The organism is Stenotrophomonas sp. 10L48 (assembly GCF_056395105.1).
The window spans coordinates 1-16,123 of record NZ_JBFTIX010000025.1; the positions used below are offsets into that span (position 1 = coordinate 1).

A 16,123-nucleotide genomic window follows, 5' to 3' on the forward strand; every position below is an offset into this window, starting at 1 on the left:
GAAAGCAAGAAGGGGTCGGATCCGTTTTCCAATGGAAAACGGATCCGACCCCAACCATCAGCACGCGGCTGTTGTTGTTGCTTTTGCTTTTGATCTTCTTCTTTCTCTTGCTGCGGCGGCGGCCGCAGGAAACTGTCAGAGGCCGGGTGGGTGGGCTGGGCGGGGGTGTCAGCCGCATGGATGCGGCTGCCAAGCCTCCAGGGACGGATTCACGGCGTCCCCCGAACAGCCCACCCACCCGGCCCAGCAAGCGATCCCGCTTCTGAACCCTCCGCAGAGGGGGCTCAGCCCGTTGGCCGGGAAACCTCAGTAGCCCGCCGCCTGCCCATCCTTGCGGCTCTCCGACGCGCCGTAGTACACGCCGGTTTCCGGATCACGCAGGATCGCCTGGTAACCGCCATACGGACCATCGGCGAACACCACCCGGTGCCCCTTGCGCATCAGCGCCCGCACCGTCTCGTACGGGAACCCGGTTTCCAGATTGACCTCGCCACCATCAGTCATGGCCGTCGCCTGCCCGGTCGGTTCGGTCGATCCCTCATGCTGGATGCGGGGGGCATCACCGGCCTCCTGCAGGTTCATGCCGAAGTCCACCAGGTTCATCACGATCTGTGCGTGCCCCTGCGGCTGCATCGCACCGCCCATCACGCCGAAACTTGCATAAGGCTTGCCGCCCTTGGTGATGAAGGCCGGAATGATGGTCTGGAAGGGACGCTTGCCTGGTGCGTAACCGTTGGGATGGTTCTTCTGCAGCACGAACATCTCGCCGCGATCCTGCAGGATGAAGCCCAGCCCCGGCGGGGCCATGCCGCTGCCCATGCCGCGGTAGTTGGACTGGATCAGTGACACCATCATGCCGTCGGCATCGGCCACGGTCATGTAGATCGTGTCGCCCTCTTCCAGCTGCTTGGGCGTGCCCGGCTGCACTTCCTTCAGCGCCTTGTCCATCGAAATCAGCGCGCGACGCTGCGCTGCGTACTCCTTGGAAATCAGCTTCTGTACCGGCGCGGGCTGGAAGGCCATGTCGGCGTAGAAGCGCGCACGGTCGGCGAAGGCCAGCTTCTTGGCTTCCACGAACAGATGCACGTGCTCGGGTGAGCCGAACGGAATCTTCGAGAAGTCGTAGCCTTCCAGTACGTTGAGGATCTGCAGCGCGGCGATGCCCTGGCTGTTGGGCGGCAGCTCCCACACGTCGTAGCCGCGGTAGTTGCTGCTGACCGGCTCGACCCACTCGCCATGATGGTCGGCCATGTCCTGGTAGCTCAGATAGCCGCCGTTCTTCTTGAAGTAATCGCCGATGGTGTGGGCGATGTCGCCCTTGTAGAAGGCATCACGGCCGCCGTCGGCGATCTTCTGCAGGGTGTCGGCAAGGTTGGGGTTCTTCCACATCTCGCCCTTGCGCGGCGCGTGGCCATCGATCGTGAACTGTTCCTTGAAACCCGGATACTGCGACAGCTTCGGCACCGAGCGATCCCAGTAATAGGCAATCACTTCGGCAACGGGATGACCGTCGCGCGCGTAGCGGATGGCCGGGGCCAGGTTGTCGGCCATCGGCTTGCGGCCGAAGCGCTCGTGCAGCGCGAACCAGCCATCAACCACGCCCGGCACCGATACCGGCAGCGGGCCGGTCGCGGGGATCTCCTTCAGGCCACGGCGCTGGAACTCGGCCAGGGTGAGTGACTTCGGCGAACGGCCCGAGCCGTTGTAGCCGTAGAGCTTCTGCGTCTTCGGGTCCCACACGATGGCGAACAGGTCGCCGCCGACGCCATTGCCAGTCGGCTCCATCAACCCCAGCGCTGCGTTGGCCGCAATGGCGGCATCGACGGCTGAGCCACCGGCCTTCATCACGTCCAGCGCGATCTGGGTAGCCAGCGGCTGCGAGGTGGCGGCCATCGCATGCGGGGCGATCACCTCCGAACGGGTGGCGAAGGTGTGGCCGGTAATGCGGTCGGCGGCCTGGGACAGCATGGGCACGGCAGCCAGCACGGCAGCTGCCAGCAGGGAACGGGCAAGACGTCGGGACACGGTCAGGTTCCGAGGGAAGGGGTGGTGACCGGATCTTCGCCGCTACCGCGACCGGGGGCCATCGGGCATAGGTCATGGGGCGCCTCATGGAGCCACGGGCGCCATTGCCACGAACGCATCGCAATGCGCGCGGAACCTCCCGCGGCACACCGGGCGCTGCACGACCCGGCGAGCGCAGCTGGTATCGCCGGAATCCGCGCAAAAAACCCGTTGAAAAGAGTGAATTCGGGTTCACCGAAACACTTTCAGCAGCAACCATCCTTGTGCCACAAGCGATTGCACTGCATGCAGCGGAAACTGACGGAAATAGTGCTGCGAGGGTTGACACAGCGGAAATGGCTGTGGTTTTCTCGATCACATGTTGCATCACAACACACCACCGCGAACCCACATCGAAGCCGCCAATACCGGCGCCGCCTCGCTGCGTTCGATTCTTGTGCTCGTACTTATTACCCAACCAACAGGTGCGGGACGAGCCAGCGTGTAAGCAACAAACACACCGGAACTCTTCAAAAACCCGCACCCGCCCAGGTGCGGGTTTTTTCATTTCAGGACCTGGTTTCAGACGCAACCACCATGACCACCGCCTCCTCCACAACCTGGACCTGCTGCACCACGAACTCTCGTGGTGGCAGTACCTGTGCGATGCGCGGCGCTGCCCTCCCCGCTTTTCCCTGACCGGCCGGTACGTCGCTTCGACTGCCGGCCGTCTTTTTTCTTCCCACCCGCAAGGAACCTCCCCCATGAGCACCAACGAACTGCCCCAGACCAAGATCGCCGTCATCGGCTACGGCAGCCAGGGCCGCGCGCACGCGCTGAACCTGCGTGAATCCGGCTTCGAAGTGGTGGTAGGCCTGCGTCCGGGCGGCCCCACCGAGGTCAAGGCACAGGCCGATGGCTTCACCGTGAAGGCACCGGCCGATGCGGTGAAGGATGCCGACCTGGTCGCGGTGCTGACCCCGGACATGGTGCAGAAGAAGCTGTACGAGGACGTGCTGGCGTCGAACATGAAGCAGGGCGCGGTGCTTCTGTTCGCGCATGGTCTGAACGTGCACTTCGACATGATCAAGCCGCGCGAAGACCTGGACGTCGTGCTGGTCGCACCGAAGGGCCCGGGTGCACTGGTCCGTCGCGAATATGAAATCGGCCGCGGTGTGCCATGCATCTGGGCGGTCTACCAGGACAAGAGCGGCAAGGCCGCCGAGTACGCGCTCGCCTATGCGGCCGGCCTGGGTGGTGCGCGCGCCAACCTGATCCAGACCACCTTCAAGGAAGAAACCGAAACCGATCTGTTCGGCGAGCAGGCAGTGCTGTGCGGCGGCGCTTCGGCACTGGTGCAGGCGGGCTTCGAGACGCTGGTCGAAGCCGGTTACCAGCCGGAAATCGCCTACTACGAAGTGCTGCACGAACTGAAGCTGATCGTCGACCTGTTCTACGAAGGCGGCATCTCGCGGATGCTGGAGTTCATCTCCGAGACCGCGCAGTACGGCGACTACGTCAGCGGCCCGCGGGTGATCGACGCCGGTACCAAGGCGCGCATGAAGGAAGTGCTGAAGGACATCCAGGACGGCACCTTCACCAAGAACTGGGTGGCCGAGTACGAAGCGGGCCTGCCGAACTACAACAAGTTCAAGCAGGCCGACCTGGAGCACCCGATCGAGAAGGTAGGCAAGGAACTGCGCGCCAAGATGGTCTGGTTGCAAGGTCAAGCCGCGTAACAACGCGGCACCCCCACCCGCTCTGCAAGGTTCCCCCATGAACTCTCCCACACACCGCAGCGCGCCGCCCAACGGCGCGCGCTGGCTGACCCAGGCGCTGGAGGCCGAGGGTGTCCGTACGCTGTTCGGCTATCCGGGCGGCACCATCATGCCGTTCTACGACGCGCTGGTGGATTCGTCGCTGAAGCACATCCTGGTGCGCCATGAGCAGGGCGCGGCACTGGCCGCCAACGGCTTTGCGCGCGCCAGTGGCCAGGTCGGCGTCTGCGTGGCGACCTCCGGGCCGGGCGCGTCGAACCTGGTCACCGGCATCGCCGATGCGATGCTCGATTCGGTGCCGATGGTCTGCATCACCGGCCAGGTCGCCACGCCGCTGCTGGGCACCGATGCGTTCCAGGAACTGGACGTGTTCGGCCTGACGATGCCGATCGTCAAGCACAGCTGGCTGGTGCGCAGCGTCGATGACCTGCCGCGCGTGGTGGCCGATGCTTTCCGCATCGCCCGCGAAGGCCGTCCCGGCCCGGTGCTGATCGATCTGCCCAAAGACGTGCAGCTGGCCGATGCCAGCCACCTGCCGGCGCATGTGCCGGCCAATGTGGAACCGCCGCCGGCCCCCGCCGACGCGGCCATCGCCGAGGCCATCGCGGCTCTGGCGGCGGCCGAGAAGCCGGTGGTCTACGCCGGTGGTGGCATCGCCCTGGGCGATGCCGTGCAGGACCTGCGCGAATTCGTCGAAGCCAGCGCCATCCCCACCGTGATGACCCTGCGTGGGCTGGGCGCGCTGCCTCCCCAGCACCCGCAGTCGCTGGGCATGCTGGGCATGCACGGCACCCGCGCGGCGAACATGGCCGTGCAGGAAAGCGATCTGCTGCTGGTGCTGGGTGCGCGCTTCGATGATCGGGCGACCGGCAAGCTGGCCGAGTTCGCACCGTTTGCCCGCGTGGTGCACATCGATGCCGATGCGTACGAGATCTCCAAGCTGCGCAGCGCCGATGTCGCCGTGCCCGGCAACGTCGGCCACGCCATCCGCGCCCTGCGTGCGGCCTTCCCCTCCCCCAAGGCCCATCAGGACGCATGGCGCAAGCGCTGCGCCCAGCATCGCGATCGCTTCGCCGCGCGCTACGACGCACCCGGCCAGCACATCTACGCCCCGGCGCTGCTGAAGCGCCTGAGCGAACTGGCGCCGGCCGATACGGTGGTCGCCTGCGACGTCGGCCAGCACCAGATGTGGGTTGCGCAGCACTGCCGCTTCACTCATCCGCGCAACCACCTGACCAGCGGTGCACTGGGCACGATGGGCTTCGGCCTGCCGGCGGCGATGGGTGCGCAGTTCGCCTGCCCCGAGCGCACGGTGGTGCTGGTCTCCGGCGATGGCAGCTTCATGATGAACGTGCAGGAGCTGGCGACCATCGCCCGCTGCCGCCTGCCGGTGAAGATCATCCTGCTGGACAACAGTTCGCTGGGCATGGTGCGGCAGTGGCAGGAACTGTTCTTTGCCGAGCGTTACAGCGAGATCGACCTGTCCGACAACCCGGACTTCGTCGCCTTGGCCAAGGTGTTCGGCATCGCGGCCACGCGCATCGACGCACGTGATGACGTCGAAGGTGGCCTGGCCGCGCTGCTGGCCGAACCCGGCCCGGCCCTGCTGCACGTGGCCATCGATGCACGCGCGAACGTGTGGCCGCTGGTACCGCCCAATACCGCCAACAGCACCATGCTGGAAAGCAACCCTGCACATGCACGCCAGGAGATCCCCAATGCAATACCGGCTTGACCTGGTGCTGCAACCGGCCGAGGGCGCGCTGCTGCGCGTGATCGGCATGGCCGAACGCCGCGGTTTCGCGCCGCGCGCGATCACCGGTGCGCCGGTGGCCGCCGATGATGGCCGTTGGCACCTGCAACTGGTGGTGGACAGCCAGCGCCCGCCGGAAACGCTGTGCCGGCAGATGGAAAAGATCTACGACTGCGTTTCGGTGCAGATGACCGCACTGGAAGGAGCATCCGCATGAACGCCCGTACCGTTTGCAACACGGTGCCGGTACGGAGGCGTCTTCTTCGCCGCCCGTGCCCGCATGCGGTGGTCGGCAACACCCTGCTGGTGGTCCATGCCGGCCGCTGACGCCAGCAAGGAAAGCGATGTCGGCGATGTAACCGTTGCCGACGTACTGGCTGCGCAGGCCCGCCTGCGCCGCTTCCTGCCGCCCACGCCGCTGCATCATGCCGAGCGCTTCGGCACTTGGCTGAAGCTGGAAAACCTGCAGCGCACCGGCTCGTACAAGGTGCGCGGCGCGCTGAATGCCCTGCTGGCCGCCCGCGAACGTGGCGATACCCGGCCGGTGATCTGCGCCTCGGCCGGCAACCACGCCCAGGGCGTGGCCTGGGCCGCCTATCGCCTGGATGTGCCAGCCATCACCGTGATGCCGCATGGCGCACCGGCCACCAAGATCGCTGGCGTCGCCCATTGGGGTGCAACGGTGCGCCAGCACGGCAACAGCTATGACGAGGCCTATGCGTTCGCCGTCGAACTGGCGCAGCGCCACGGCTACCGCTTCCTGTCCGCCTTCGACGATGCCGATGTCATCGCCGGCCAGGGCACCGTAGGCATCGAGCTGGCCGCACACGCGCCGGACGTGGTGATCGTACCGATCGGCGGTGGCGGCCTGGCATCCGGCGTCGCCCTGGCGCTGAAGTCACAGGGCGTGCGCATCGTCGGCGCGCAGGTCGAGGGGGTCGATTCGATGGCCCGCGCGATCCGCGGCGACGTGCGCGAGATCAATCCTGTGCCGTCGCTGGCCGATGGCGTGCGGGTGAAGATCCCCGGTTTCCTGACCCGTCGCCTGTGTACCTCGCTGCTGGACGATGTGGTGATCGTGCGCGAAGCCGAGCTGCGCGAGACCCTGGTGCGGCTGGCACTGGAAGAACACATCATCGCCGAAGGCGCCGGTGCGCTGGCACTGGCCGCCGGCCGTCGCGTCGCCGGGCGCCGCAAGTGCGCGGTCGTCTCCGGCGGCAACATCGACGCCGGCGTGCTCGCCGGCCTGCTCACCGACATCCGCCCACGCCCGCCACGCAAGCCGCGCCGGCGCCGGGCAGAAACCCCGCGCTCGCCCGGCAAGGCGACCGCCACCGCTTTTCCCACGCCTTCCCCTTCCCCCCTGCAAGCCGTCGCACCCGCTGTCGAGGAGATTTCCCTGTGACCACCATCGAACGAATTACCACCCCGCGCATCCGCATCTTCGACACCACCCTGCGTGACGGCGAGCAGTCCCCCGGCTGCAGCATGAGCCCGCCGCAGAAGCTGGTGATGGCGCGTGCGCTGGACGAACTGGGCGTGGACATCATCGAGACCGGCTTCCCGGCCAGCTCGCAGTCCGACCGCGAAGCGATGGCCCTGATCGGCCGCGAACTGCGCCGCCCGAGCCTGAGCCTGGCGGTGCTGTCGCGCTGCCTGCAGGCCGACATCGAAACCTCGGCGCGTGCGCTGGAAGCCGCTGCCAACCCGCGCCTGCATGTGTTCCTGTCGACCAGCCCGCTGCACCGTGAGCACAAGCTGCGGATGACCCGCGAGCAGGTACTGGAATCGGTACGCAGGCACGTAGCGCTGGCCCGCTCCTACATCGATGACGTGGAGTTCTCCGCCGAGGATGCCACCCGCACCGAACTGGACTACCTGATCGAGGTCTCGCGCGTGGCGATCGCTGCCGGCGCCACCACCATCAACCTGCCCGACACCGTCGGCTTCACCACGCCGGAAGAGATCCGCACGATGTTCCAGCAGGTCATCGCTGGCGTCGCCGATGTGCCGAACGCAGCCAACGTGATCTTCAGCGCCCACTGCCACAACGACCTGGGCCTGGCCGTGGCCAACTCGCTGGCCGCCATCGAAGGCGGCGCGCGCCAGGTCGAATGCACCGTCAACGGCATCGGTGAGCGCGCCGGCAACTGCTCGCTGGAGGAGATCGCGATGGTGCTGAAGGTGCGCCAGGCTTTCTACGAGCAGGACACCGCCATCGACACCCCGCGCATCGTCGGCACCTCGCAGCTGCTGCAGCGCCTGGTCGGCATGCCGGTACAGCGCAACAAGGCCATCGTGGGTGCCAATGCCTTCGCCCATGAGTCGGGCATCCATCAGCACGGCATGCTGCGCCACCGCGGCACCTACGAAATCATGCGTCCGGAAGACGTGGGCTGGGAAGATTCGCAGATGGTGCTGGGCCGCCACAGTGGCCGCGCTGCCGTCGAAGCACGCCTGCGCGCACTGGGCTTCTGGCTGGAAGAAGACGAGCTGAAGCTGGTGTTCGAGCAGTTCAAGGGACTGTGCGAGCAGCAGCGTGTTGTCACCGATGCCGACCTGCAGACGCTGATGCAGGGCGGCTCCAATGCGCAGGGCTACCGTCTGGCTTCGATGACCATCAGCGATGTCGGCAGCCGCGCCAACGCGCTGGTCGAACTGTCCGACCCGGACGGCAACCGCGTGGCCGAGACCGCGCAGGGCGACGGCCCGGTCGATGCGCTGTTCGGCGCATTGTCGGCTGCCACCGGCGTGCAGCTGATGCTGGACAGCTACCACGTGCACAGCGTCGGTATCGGCGCCGACGCGCGTGGCGAAGCCAACCTGAGCGTGCGCCACGAGGGCGTGGAGTACGACGGCACCGGTACCAGCAAGGACATCATCGAAGCGTCCGCGCTGGCCTGGCTGGACGTGGCCAACCGCCTGCTGCGCCAGCGCCAGGCCAACGCCGGCATCAGTACTGAATCACCTGCCACCGCCACCGCCTGAGGAATGTGAGATGAGCGCCTTCGACACCGCAACCACCGCCAGCAGCGCTGGCCAGCAGTGGAATGCCCAGGACTATGCGATCGATGCCGGCTTCGTGCCGACCCTCGGTGGCGCCGTTGCGCGCCTGCTCGATGCGCGTGCCGGTGAGCGCATTCTCGACCTGGGTTGTGGCGATGGCGTGCTCACCACCGAACTGGCCCTCAGCGGCGCACATATGCAGGGCGTCGATGCCTCGCCGGAAATGGTGATCGCCGCGCGTGCGCGGGGCGTCGATGCGCAGGTGATGGACGGCCACGCCCTGGCCTTCGACGGTGCGTTCGATGCGGTGTTCAGCAACGCCGCCCTGCATTGGATGCCCGACCCGGATCGCGTGCTGGAGGGTGTGCGCCGCGCCCTGCGCCCCGGCGGGCGCTTCGTCGCCGAGTTCGGCGGCCATGGCAACGTGGCCACGATCACTGCCGCCGTGCAGGCTGCGCGCGTCGCCCATGGCCATGGTGCCAGCGCATTCCAGTGGTACTTCCCCACCGCCGATGCCTACGCAGACCGCCTGCGCCAGCATGGCTTCCAGGTGCAGCTGATCGAATGCCTGCCGCGACCGACCGCGCTGCCGACCGGCGTTGCCGGCTGGCTGCGGGTATTCGCCGCTCCACTGCTGGACGACCTGCCGGCCGAGGCGCGCGCCACGGTGCGCGATGCCGCCACGGCCCTGCTGGCCGACCTGCCGCGCAATGCCGCCGGCCAGCCGCTGGCCGACTACGTGCGCCTGCGCGTGCTCGCGCGGCGCCGCTGACCTGCTCCTGTTACTTTCTCTTCGATGCCCGTTACTCCGTACTCCTGCCAGGCAAACGCATGACTTCCGCACCCCGCACCCTGTACGACAAACTGTGGGACGCCCACGTGGTGGTTCCAGAAACCGACAGCGCGCCCGCCGTGCTGTATATCGACCTGCACCTGATCCATGAAGTGACCTCGCCGCAGGCCTTCACCGAGCTGCGCGAGCGTGGCCTGAAGCCGCGCCGTCCGGATCGGACCAAGGCCACGATGGACCATTCAACGCCGACCCTGCCGGCCGCTGCCGACGGTACGCTGCCCTACGCCAGTGCCGCCTCCGAAGCACAGGTCGCGATGCTGGCGCGCAACTGCGCCGAGCACGGCATCGAACTGTTCGACATGGCCTCGGACAACCGCGGCATCGTCCACGTGATCGCACCGGAACAGGGCTTCACCCAGCCGGGCATGACCATCGTCTGCGGCGACAGCCACACCTCCACCCACGGCGCATTCGGGTCGCTGGCCTTCGGCATCGGCACCAGCGAAGTCGGCCATGTGCTGGCCACGCAGTGCCTGCTGCAGCGCAAGGCGAAGACGCTGGCGATCACCGTCGATGGCAAGATCGCGCCGGGTATCGGCGCCAAGGACGTGGTCCTGCACATCATCGGCGTGATCGGCGTCAATGGCGGCACCGGGCACGTGATCGAGTTCCGCGGCAGCACCATCGAAGCGATGGACATGGAACAGCGCATGACCCTGTGCAACATGTCGATCGAAGCCGGTGCACGCGCCGGCATGGTCGCGCCCGACCAGGTGACATTCGACTTCGTCGCCAATACGCCGCGTGGCCCCAAGGGCGCCGACTTCGACGCTGCCGTTGCCCGCTGGACGCAGCTGCGCAGCGATGAAGGCGCGCGCTTCGACAGCGAGGTGCACATCGATGCCGTCGATATCCGCCCGACCCTGACCTGGGGCACCCACCCCGGCACCGCCATCGCGGTGGATGCGCCGATCCCGGCGGCCAACGATGCCGCCGCGCAGAAGGGCCTGGATTACATGCACTTCCAGGCGGGACAGACGCTGGCCGGCACGCCCGTGGACGTGGTGTTCGTCGGCTCCTGCACCAATGGCCGGCTGAGCGACATGCGCGAAGTGGCACAGGTGCTGCGTGGCCGTCGCATCGCCGAGCGCGTGCGCATGCTGGTGGTGCCTGGTTCTGAAATCGTCAAGCGCCAGGCCGAGGCCGAAGGCATCCATGAGATCGTGCGCGCGGCCGGTGCCGAATGGCGCGAGCCGGGCTGTTCGATGTGCATCGCCATGAATGGCGACCTGGTCGCCCCCGGCCAACTGGCGGTCAGCACCAGCAACCGCAACTTCGAAGGCCGCCAGGGCCCGGGCTCGCGCACGCTGCTGGCCTCGCCGATGAGTGCTGCCTGGGCCGCGGTGCAGGGCCACGTCGCCGATGCCCGTGAGCTGTTCGCCCAGGAGGTGGCCTGATGAGCGGCTTCCGCACCCTGAGCTCGGCCAGCGTGGTGCTGCGCCAGACCAACATCGACACCGACCAGATCATTCCGGCGCGGTTCCTGTCCACCACCGAACGTGCTGGCCTGGGCCGCAATGCGTTCAACGACTGGCGCTGGCAGGCCGATGGCTCGCCCGTGGCGGACTTCGCCTTCAACCAACCGCACAATGCCGGCCGCAGCATCCTGCTGGCCGGGCGCAACTTCGGCTGCGGCTCATCGCGCGAACATGCGCCGTGGGCACTGACCGATCTCGGCCTGCGTGCCATCGTCAGCAGCGAGATCGCCGACATCTTCCGCGGCAATTCGCTGAAGAACGGCCTGCTGCCGATCGTACTGGACGAGGCCGACGTGCAGCTGCTGATGCAGCGCCCTGACGATGAGCTGACCATCGACGTTGCGGCGCGCGAGCTGCGCACGCCCGATGGCCGCGTCTACTCCTTCCCGTTGGACGGCTTCTCGCAGACCTGCCTGCTGGAAGGCGTCGATCAACTGGGCTATCTGTTGGGCCGTGTCCCTGAAATCGAACGTTACGAGAGTGAGCATGCACGCTGAAATTGTTGTCCTGCCCGGTGATGGCATCGGCCCGGAAGTGGCCGCCGCCGCGGTCGCCGTTCTGAACGCCGTCGCCAAGCGCTTCAACCACACCTTCACCTTCAGCGAGCACGACATCGGTGGCATCGCCATCGACCGCCACGGCGAACCGCTGCCGGCGTCGACCCTGGCCGCGTGCCAAGCCGCCAACGCTGTGCTGCTGGGCGCCGTGGGCGGGCCGAAGTGGTCCGACCCGAACGCCAAGGTCCGCCCGGAACAGGGCCTGCTGGCGATCCGCAAGGCGCTGGGCCTGTATGCCAACCTGCGTCCGGTGCGCACCCATGAAGCAGCACTGCACGCCTCGCCGATCAAGGCCGAGCTGCTGCAGGGCGTGGACTTCGTCGTGGTGCGCGAACTGACCGGTGGCATCTACTTCGGCGACAAGACCCGCGATGCCGACAGCGCAAGCGATCTGTGCCGCTACACCGTGGCCGAGATCGAGCGTGTGCTGCGCAGTTCCTTCCGGTTGGCGCAGCAGCGTCGCGGCAAGGTCACTTCGGTGGACAAGGCCAACGTGCTGGAAACCTCACGCCTGTGGCGAGACGTGGCCGCGCGCATCGGCCGCGAGGAATTCCCGGACGTGGCGCTGGAACACCAGCTGGTCGATTCCATGGCGATGCATCTGCTGGCCAAGCCACGCGAGTACGACGTGATCGTGACCGAGAACATGTTCGGCGACATCCTCACCGATGAGGCCTCGATGCTGGCCGGTTCGCTGGGCCTGCTGCCATCGGCATCGCTGGGCGAGCCGGGTGCGGTGGGTATCTACGAGCCGATCCACGGCTCGGCACCGGACATCGCCGGCAAGGGCATCGCCAACCCGTACGCGACGATCTTCAGCGCGGCAATGCTGCTGCGCCATTCGCTGGGGCTGGAAGACGAAGCAGCAGCGGTGGAAGCGGCGGTGCACGCGGTGCTGGACGATGGCGTGTTCACCGCAGACCTGGCCGCCAAGGGCCACGCGGTGAGCACGGCGACGGCCACCGACGCGGTGCTGGCCAAACTGGGATGAATGATCGGGGTACCGGACGGCGTCCGGTACCCGTTCTCTCTGCGCATCCCGCACTGACTCACTCAGTGCGGGATGTTCGCGCTCTGCGGATCGCTCGCGGCCGCGCGCATCTGCGAGCTGCTGCATCCGGTCAGGACAGTGCCGTCGTCAGCTCTGGCCACCACGCGTTCATGGATTCGGATGCTGCCTGAAGGCAAGCCGCTGCGCGACGCTTCGCGTTGCCAGACCTGCACGCCGGCCTGCTGGTGAGCAGTTGTCAGAACGGCATCGAGCAACACGCTTGCCACGTTGATTCTGCCAAGGTCTGCAGCGAACAGGCCGGCCGGTGCGGCCAGCACCTTGTCGGTGGCGATGCCCTGGATCTGCAGCGGCGTCTGCAGTTCGATCTGGAAGACGGGAAGCACCGTGCCGTTGATCGCATGCGTGGGTGCCGACACTGCGTGCACCTCTGCCGGCCATTCGCCCTGCGGCTGTTCCATCACCTGCTGCAGCAAGCGCCCAACGCGGCGCAGGGCCGCATCGTCGGCACGGCACTCGATGGCCGCAGTGAGGTCATTGGCATCTGCACGCTGCTGCCGATCCAGTGGCAACGTTCCCTGCGTGCTGGCAGATTGGGCAGTACATCCCGACCGATAGCCGTCGCCATCGCTGCTCACCATGATCGACGGGGCCGACGTGTTGCCATCAACCGATCGTGCGGACCACACCCGGAAAGGTTCACGCAGCGTGCTCGACTGCAGCTGCAGGCCATGGCGCGCAACGATGCGATCACGCGCTGCAGCATCGATGGCAATGGACAACCCCTGCGCGTCTGCGAATACGCGCTGGGTCCGGACGCCCTGCGCGGTCAACGGCACCGGCATATCGATGACCGTCACCGAAGCAGCGTCGGCGTCTCCGGCCTGCTCGAAATGCCAGTCACGCAGATGCAACGGGCGACCGGCCGGATCGCCGTAACGTGCCGCCCGCAGGGTGCTGGCGACGGTCTGCCGGGTATCTGCACTGGCACGGCATTCGAGCACGGCAAGCAGGTTCTGCTGGAAGCGCAGGGCCTCGGTCTGCGCCGGCTCTGCATCGGCATGGCCGCAGCAGGCAACCAGCATCAACACGCAAGCGCGGATCGTGCGAGGGAACATGCAGGCTCTCCGGCCCCGGGACAGCCCGCTATTGTGCCCGTGAACGCCCTGAAGCTGTCCACTTGGGGATCTACTGCGCGAACCCAAGTCTCGCATGTCTCTACTTGGTGGTGTAACCGCCATTGACCAGGATGGTCTGCCCGGTCATCCACCAACCGTCGGTCACCAGGAAGCGGATCCACGGCACGATGTCGGCGATATCGGTCAGGCCGGTGCGGGTGAACGCCGACAGCGCCGCGGCGGTCTTGTGGTAGGCCTGCGCATCGGCACTCTCGGCCGGATAGAAGAACGGCGTATCCATCGGCCCGGGGCCGATCGCGGTCACCGAGATCCCACGCTCGCCAAACTCCTTCGATGCCGCGCGGGTGAAGTGTTCCACCGGCGCCTTGGTGCCCGCGTAGCTGGAATAGAACGGCGTGAACGCGCCCAGCAGCGACGTGACCAGCGTGCAGATGCGGCCGCCGTCGTTGACATGGCGCCCTGCCTCCTTGAGGAAGAAAAAGGCCGTCTTCGCATTGACCGCGCTCATCTGGTCGTACTCCGCTTCGCTGATGTCCAGCATCGGCTTCTTCAGCACTTTGCCGACGGTGTTGATGGCGATGTCGGGGCGACCGACGGCGGCGACCGCGTCGGCGAACAGGCGCTCCATCGCAGCGGCCGAGGTCAGATCGGCCTGCAACGCCACGGCCTTGGCACCTGCGGCCTGCACCGCCGCAACGGTCGCCTCGGCGTCGGCCTGGGTGGCGGCGCTGTTGTAGTGGATGACGATGGCCTTGGCGCCCTGTACGGCGAAGTCGCGGGCGATCAGCCCGCCGAGGTTCTTGGCACCGCCGGCGATCAGCACGGTCTTGCCCTGGATACGGTGGTCGGTCATGGCATCGGTCTCGGGAAGAGGCTGCCGGGCTGGCAACCCTGTGCCGACGACGATATCGTGCAGAAATTGCGGATAAAGACCGCAACATTGACTTAACTTTCCAAAGCGGGCGAACAATGGACCGGATCGAGCGTTTCCGCATCTTTGCCCGGGTGGTGGAGTGCACCAGCTTCACCCGCGCCGCCGACCAGCTCGGCCTGCCCCGCTCCACTGTCTCGGCGGCCGTGGCGGAACTCGAGCAGCGCCTGGGCACGCGCCTGCTGCAGCGCTCCACCCGGAGGGTCTCCACCACCCACGATGGCGACACCTTCTACGTGCGCTGCCTGCGCCTGATCGCCGAGGTGGAAGACGCCGAGTCGCTGTTCCGCCAGGACGACGCACAGCCGAGTGGCCTGTTGAAGATCGATGTACCCAGCCGGATCGGCCGCCGCATCATCGCCCCGGCGCTGCCGGACTTCTTCGCACGGCACCCCCAGGTCGAGCTGGACCTGGGCATGACCGATCGCGCGGTGAATCTGATCGAGGACGGCTGCGATGCGGTGCTGAGGGTGGGCCAGCTGGGTGACTCCAGCCTGGTGGCCCGCACGCTGGGCCAGCTGGACTTCGTCAACGTTGCCGCGCCGGCGTACCTGCACGCGCACGGCGTACCGCAGCACCCCACCGACCTGCAGCAGCACCGCGCGGTGAACTATGCGTCGCCGACCACGGCGCGGGTGGAGCCGTGGGAATGGCAGGACGGCGCGCAGCTGCGCACGCTGCCGATGCCCGGCTGGGTGCGGGTGAACAGCGCCGAGGCGTCGATTGCCTGCTGCGTAGCAGGGCTGGGACTGCTGCAGATTCCACGCTACGACGTGCAGGCCGAACTGCAAACCGGTGCGCTGGTGGAGGTGATGCCCCAGTACGCGGCGCAGCCGCTGCCGGTGACCCTGTTGCTGCCGCACCGGCAGCATCGCGCGCAACGTGTGCAGGTGTTCCTGGATTGGCTGGTGCCGCTGCTGCGTGAGCGGCTGCAGTTGCAGGGGTGATCGGCCCGGCGGCTGCCCGGCGCCCGCAGATGCAACTGCAACTGCAAAAGCCAGAGCGGCTCTGGGTTGTTGCTGGGTTGGCGGGGAGGGGGCAGCTGGCGGGACACGCCGCTAGTACGTCCCTGTAGGCTCGGCCACGGCATCCATGCCGTGGACGGTCCCGYCAKCKGCCCCCTCCCCGCCTCCGACAATTTCCCTRTGACGGTTGGTGGATCCACGCCRTGCGTGGATGAGGTGTATCGGAAARCAAGRAGGGGTCGGATCCGTTTTCCAATGGAAAACGGATCCGACCCCAACCATCAGCACGCGGCTGTTGCTGTTGCTTTTCGCTCTTCTTCTTTCTCTTCCTGCGGTGCAGGCCACAGGAAACTGTCAGGGGCTGGGTGGGTGGGCTGGGCGGGGGTGTCAGCCGCATGGATGCGGCTGCCAAGCCTTATCTGATTGGAATCTGGCACCGTAGGTGTCGAGAGCCGGCGTGGGCCGCCGTGTAAGCCTGGATCTCGACGATCGCCATGTAGCTTGGCGCCCACGCCGGAATCTCCCTTGATCCGCCCGAACAGTTGCTGGAGCTGACACTCGCAGTGATAAGACTGGGCAAGCGGGGGAGCTCTCGACCCTTCCAGACTATACGGAGTCCGGTGATGAACGGGATCGGGATTGATGTCAGC

14 protein-coding genes are annotated in these 16,123 nt (G+C 66.8%); 11 read left to right on the plus strand and 3 right to left on the minus strand.

Translation table 11 applies throughout. The features are described 5' to 3' along the window. Positions 1 to 266: hypothetical protein (locus AC1DCU_RS21275; protein ID WP_478014292.1), on the plus strand; the 266-nt coding region annotated here is incomplete at its 5' end. Between the two features lie 40 nt (positions 267 to 306). On the opposite strand, the gene ggt is transcribed toward AC1DCU_RS21275, so the two are convergent. Continuing rightward, positions 307 to 1,968 carry a gamma-glutamyltransferase gene (ggt, locus tag AC1DCU_RS21280; protein ID WP_442252294.1) on the minus strand — a complete coding sequence of 554 codons (1,662 nt, stop codon included), beginning with the start codon at positions 1,966 to 1,968 and terminating at the stop codon, positions 307 to 309. Positions 1,969 to 2,768: 800 nt separating this feature from the next. Here ggt and ilvC point away from each other — a divergent pair. The 9 genes from ilvC to leuB all read left to right on the plus strand — a co-directional run bounded on the left by ilvC (position 2,769) and on the right by leuB (position 12,420). Beyond that, complete coding sequence (ilvC, locus tag AC1DCU_RS21285) at positions 2,769 to 3,743, plus strand: ketol-acid reductoisomerase (RefSeq protein WP_442252293.1); 975 nt, start codon at positions 2,769 to 2,771, stop codon at positions 3,741 to 3,743. A 37-nt stretch (positions 3,744 to 3,780) separates the two neighbouring features. Further along, positions 3,781 to 5,517 carry an acetolactate synthase 2 catalytic subunit gene (gene ilvG / locus AC1DCU_RS21290; protein WP_059065039.1) on the plus strand — a complete coding sequence of 579 codons (1,737 nt, stop codon included), beginning with the start codon at positions 3,781 to 3,783 and terminating at the stop codon, positions 5,515 to 5,517. Beyond that, a complete protein-coding gene (locus tag AC1DCU_RS21295) occupies positions 5,501 to 5,752 on the plus strand; it encodes an ACT domain-containing protein (RefSeq protein ID WP_025874150.1) in 252 nt (83 codons plus the stop codon). The genes ilvG and AC1DCU_RS21295 overlap by 17 nt, the downstream gene beginning before the upstream one ends. 96 nt (positions 5,753 to 5,848) lie before the next feature. Beyond that, positions 5,849 to 6,940, plus strand: a complete 1,092-nt coding sequence (locus AC1DCU_RS21300) for a threonine dehydratase (protein WP_025874149.1) — start codon at positions 5,849 to 5,851, stop codon at positions 6,938 to 6,940. Then, positions 6,937 to 8,523 (plus strand): 2-isopropylmalate synthase, encoded by a 1,587-nt coding sequence (locus AC1DCU_RS21305; RefSeq protein WP_025874148.1) that lies wholly within the window; start codon positions 6,937 to 6,939, stop codon positions 8,521 to 8,523. Before AC1DCU_RS21300 ends, AC1DCU_RS21305 begins: the two co-directional genes overlap by 4 nt. Before the next feature lie 10 nt (positions 8,524 to 8,533). Then, positions 8,534 to 9,313, plus strand: coding sequence for a class I SAM-dependent methyltransferase (locus AC1DCU_RS21310; RefSeq protein WP_033831963.1), 780 nt, complete (start codon positions 8,534 to 8,536; stop codon positions 9,311 to 9,313). Positions 9,314 to 9,372: 59 nt separating this feature from the next. Beyond that, the gene (gene leuC, locus AC1DCU_RS21315; RefSeq protein WP_442252291.1) at positions 9,373 to 10,791 is read left to right on the plus strand and encodes a 3-isopropylmalate dehydratase large subunit; all 1,419 of its coding nucleotides are present in this window, start codon (positions 9,373 to 9,375) and stop codon (positions 10,789 to 10,791) included. Next, positions 10,791 to 11,369, plus strand: coding sequence for a 3-isopropylmalate dehydratase small subunit (gene leuD / locus AC1DCU_RS21320; protein WP_032977269.1), 579 nt, complete (start codon positions 10,791 to 10,793; stop codon positions 11,367 to 11,369). The genes leuC and leuD overlap by 1 nt, the downstream gene beginning before the upstream one ends. Further along, a complete protein-coding gene (leuB, locus tag AC1DCU_RS21325; RefSeq protein WP_442252290.1) occupies positions 11,359 to 12,420 on the plus strand; it encodes a 3-isopropylmalate dehydrogenase in 1,062 nt (353 codons plus the stop codon). Before leuD ends, leuB begins: the two co-directional genes overlap by 11 nt. 62 nt (positions 12,421 to 12,482) lie before the next feature. On the opposite strand, the gene AC1DCU_RS21330 is transcribed toward leuB, so the two are convergent. Further along, on the minus strand, positions 12,483 to 13,556 hold the full coding sequence (locus AC1DCU_RS21330) for a hypothetical protein (protein WP_442252289.1): 1,074 nt from the start codon (positions 13,554 to 13,556) through the stop codon (positions 12,483 to 12,485). A gap of 100 nt (positions 13,557 to 13,656) precedes the next feature. Beyond that, positions 13,657 to 14,430: an SDR family oxidoreductase gene (locus AC1DCU_RS21335; protein WP_033831966.1), complete on the minus strand. Its 774-nt coding sequence runs from the start codon at positions 14,428 to 14,430 to the stop codon at positions 13,657 to 13,659. A gap of 116 nt (positions 14,431 to 14,546) precedes the next feature. On the opposite strand from AC1DCU_RS21335, the gene AC1DCU_RS21340 reads away from it, so the two are divergent. Continuing rightward, positions 14,547 to 15,455, plus strand: a complete 909-nt coding sequence (locus tag AC1DCU_RS21340) for a LysR family transcriptional regulator (RefSeq protein ID WP_025874141.1) — start codon at positions 14,547 to 14,549, stop codon at positions 15,453 to 15,455. Positions 15,456 to 16,123 lie beyond the last annotated feature (668 nt).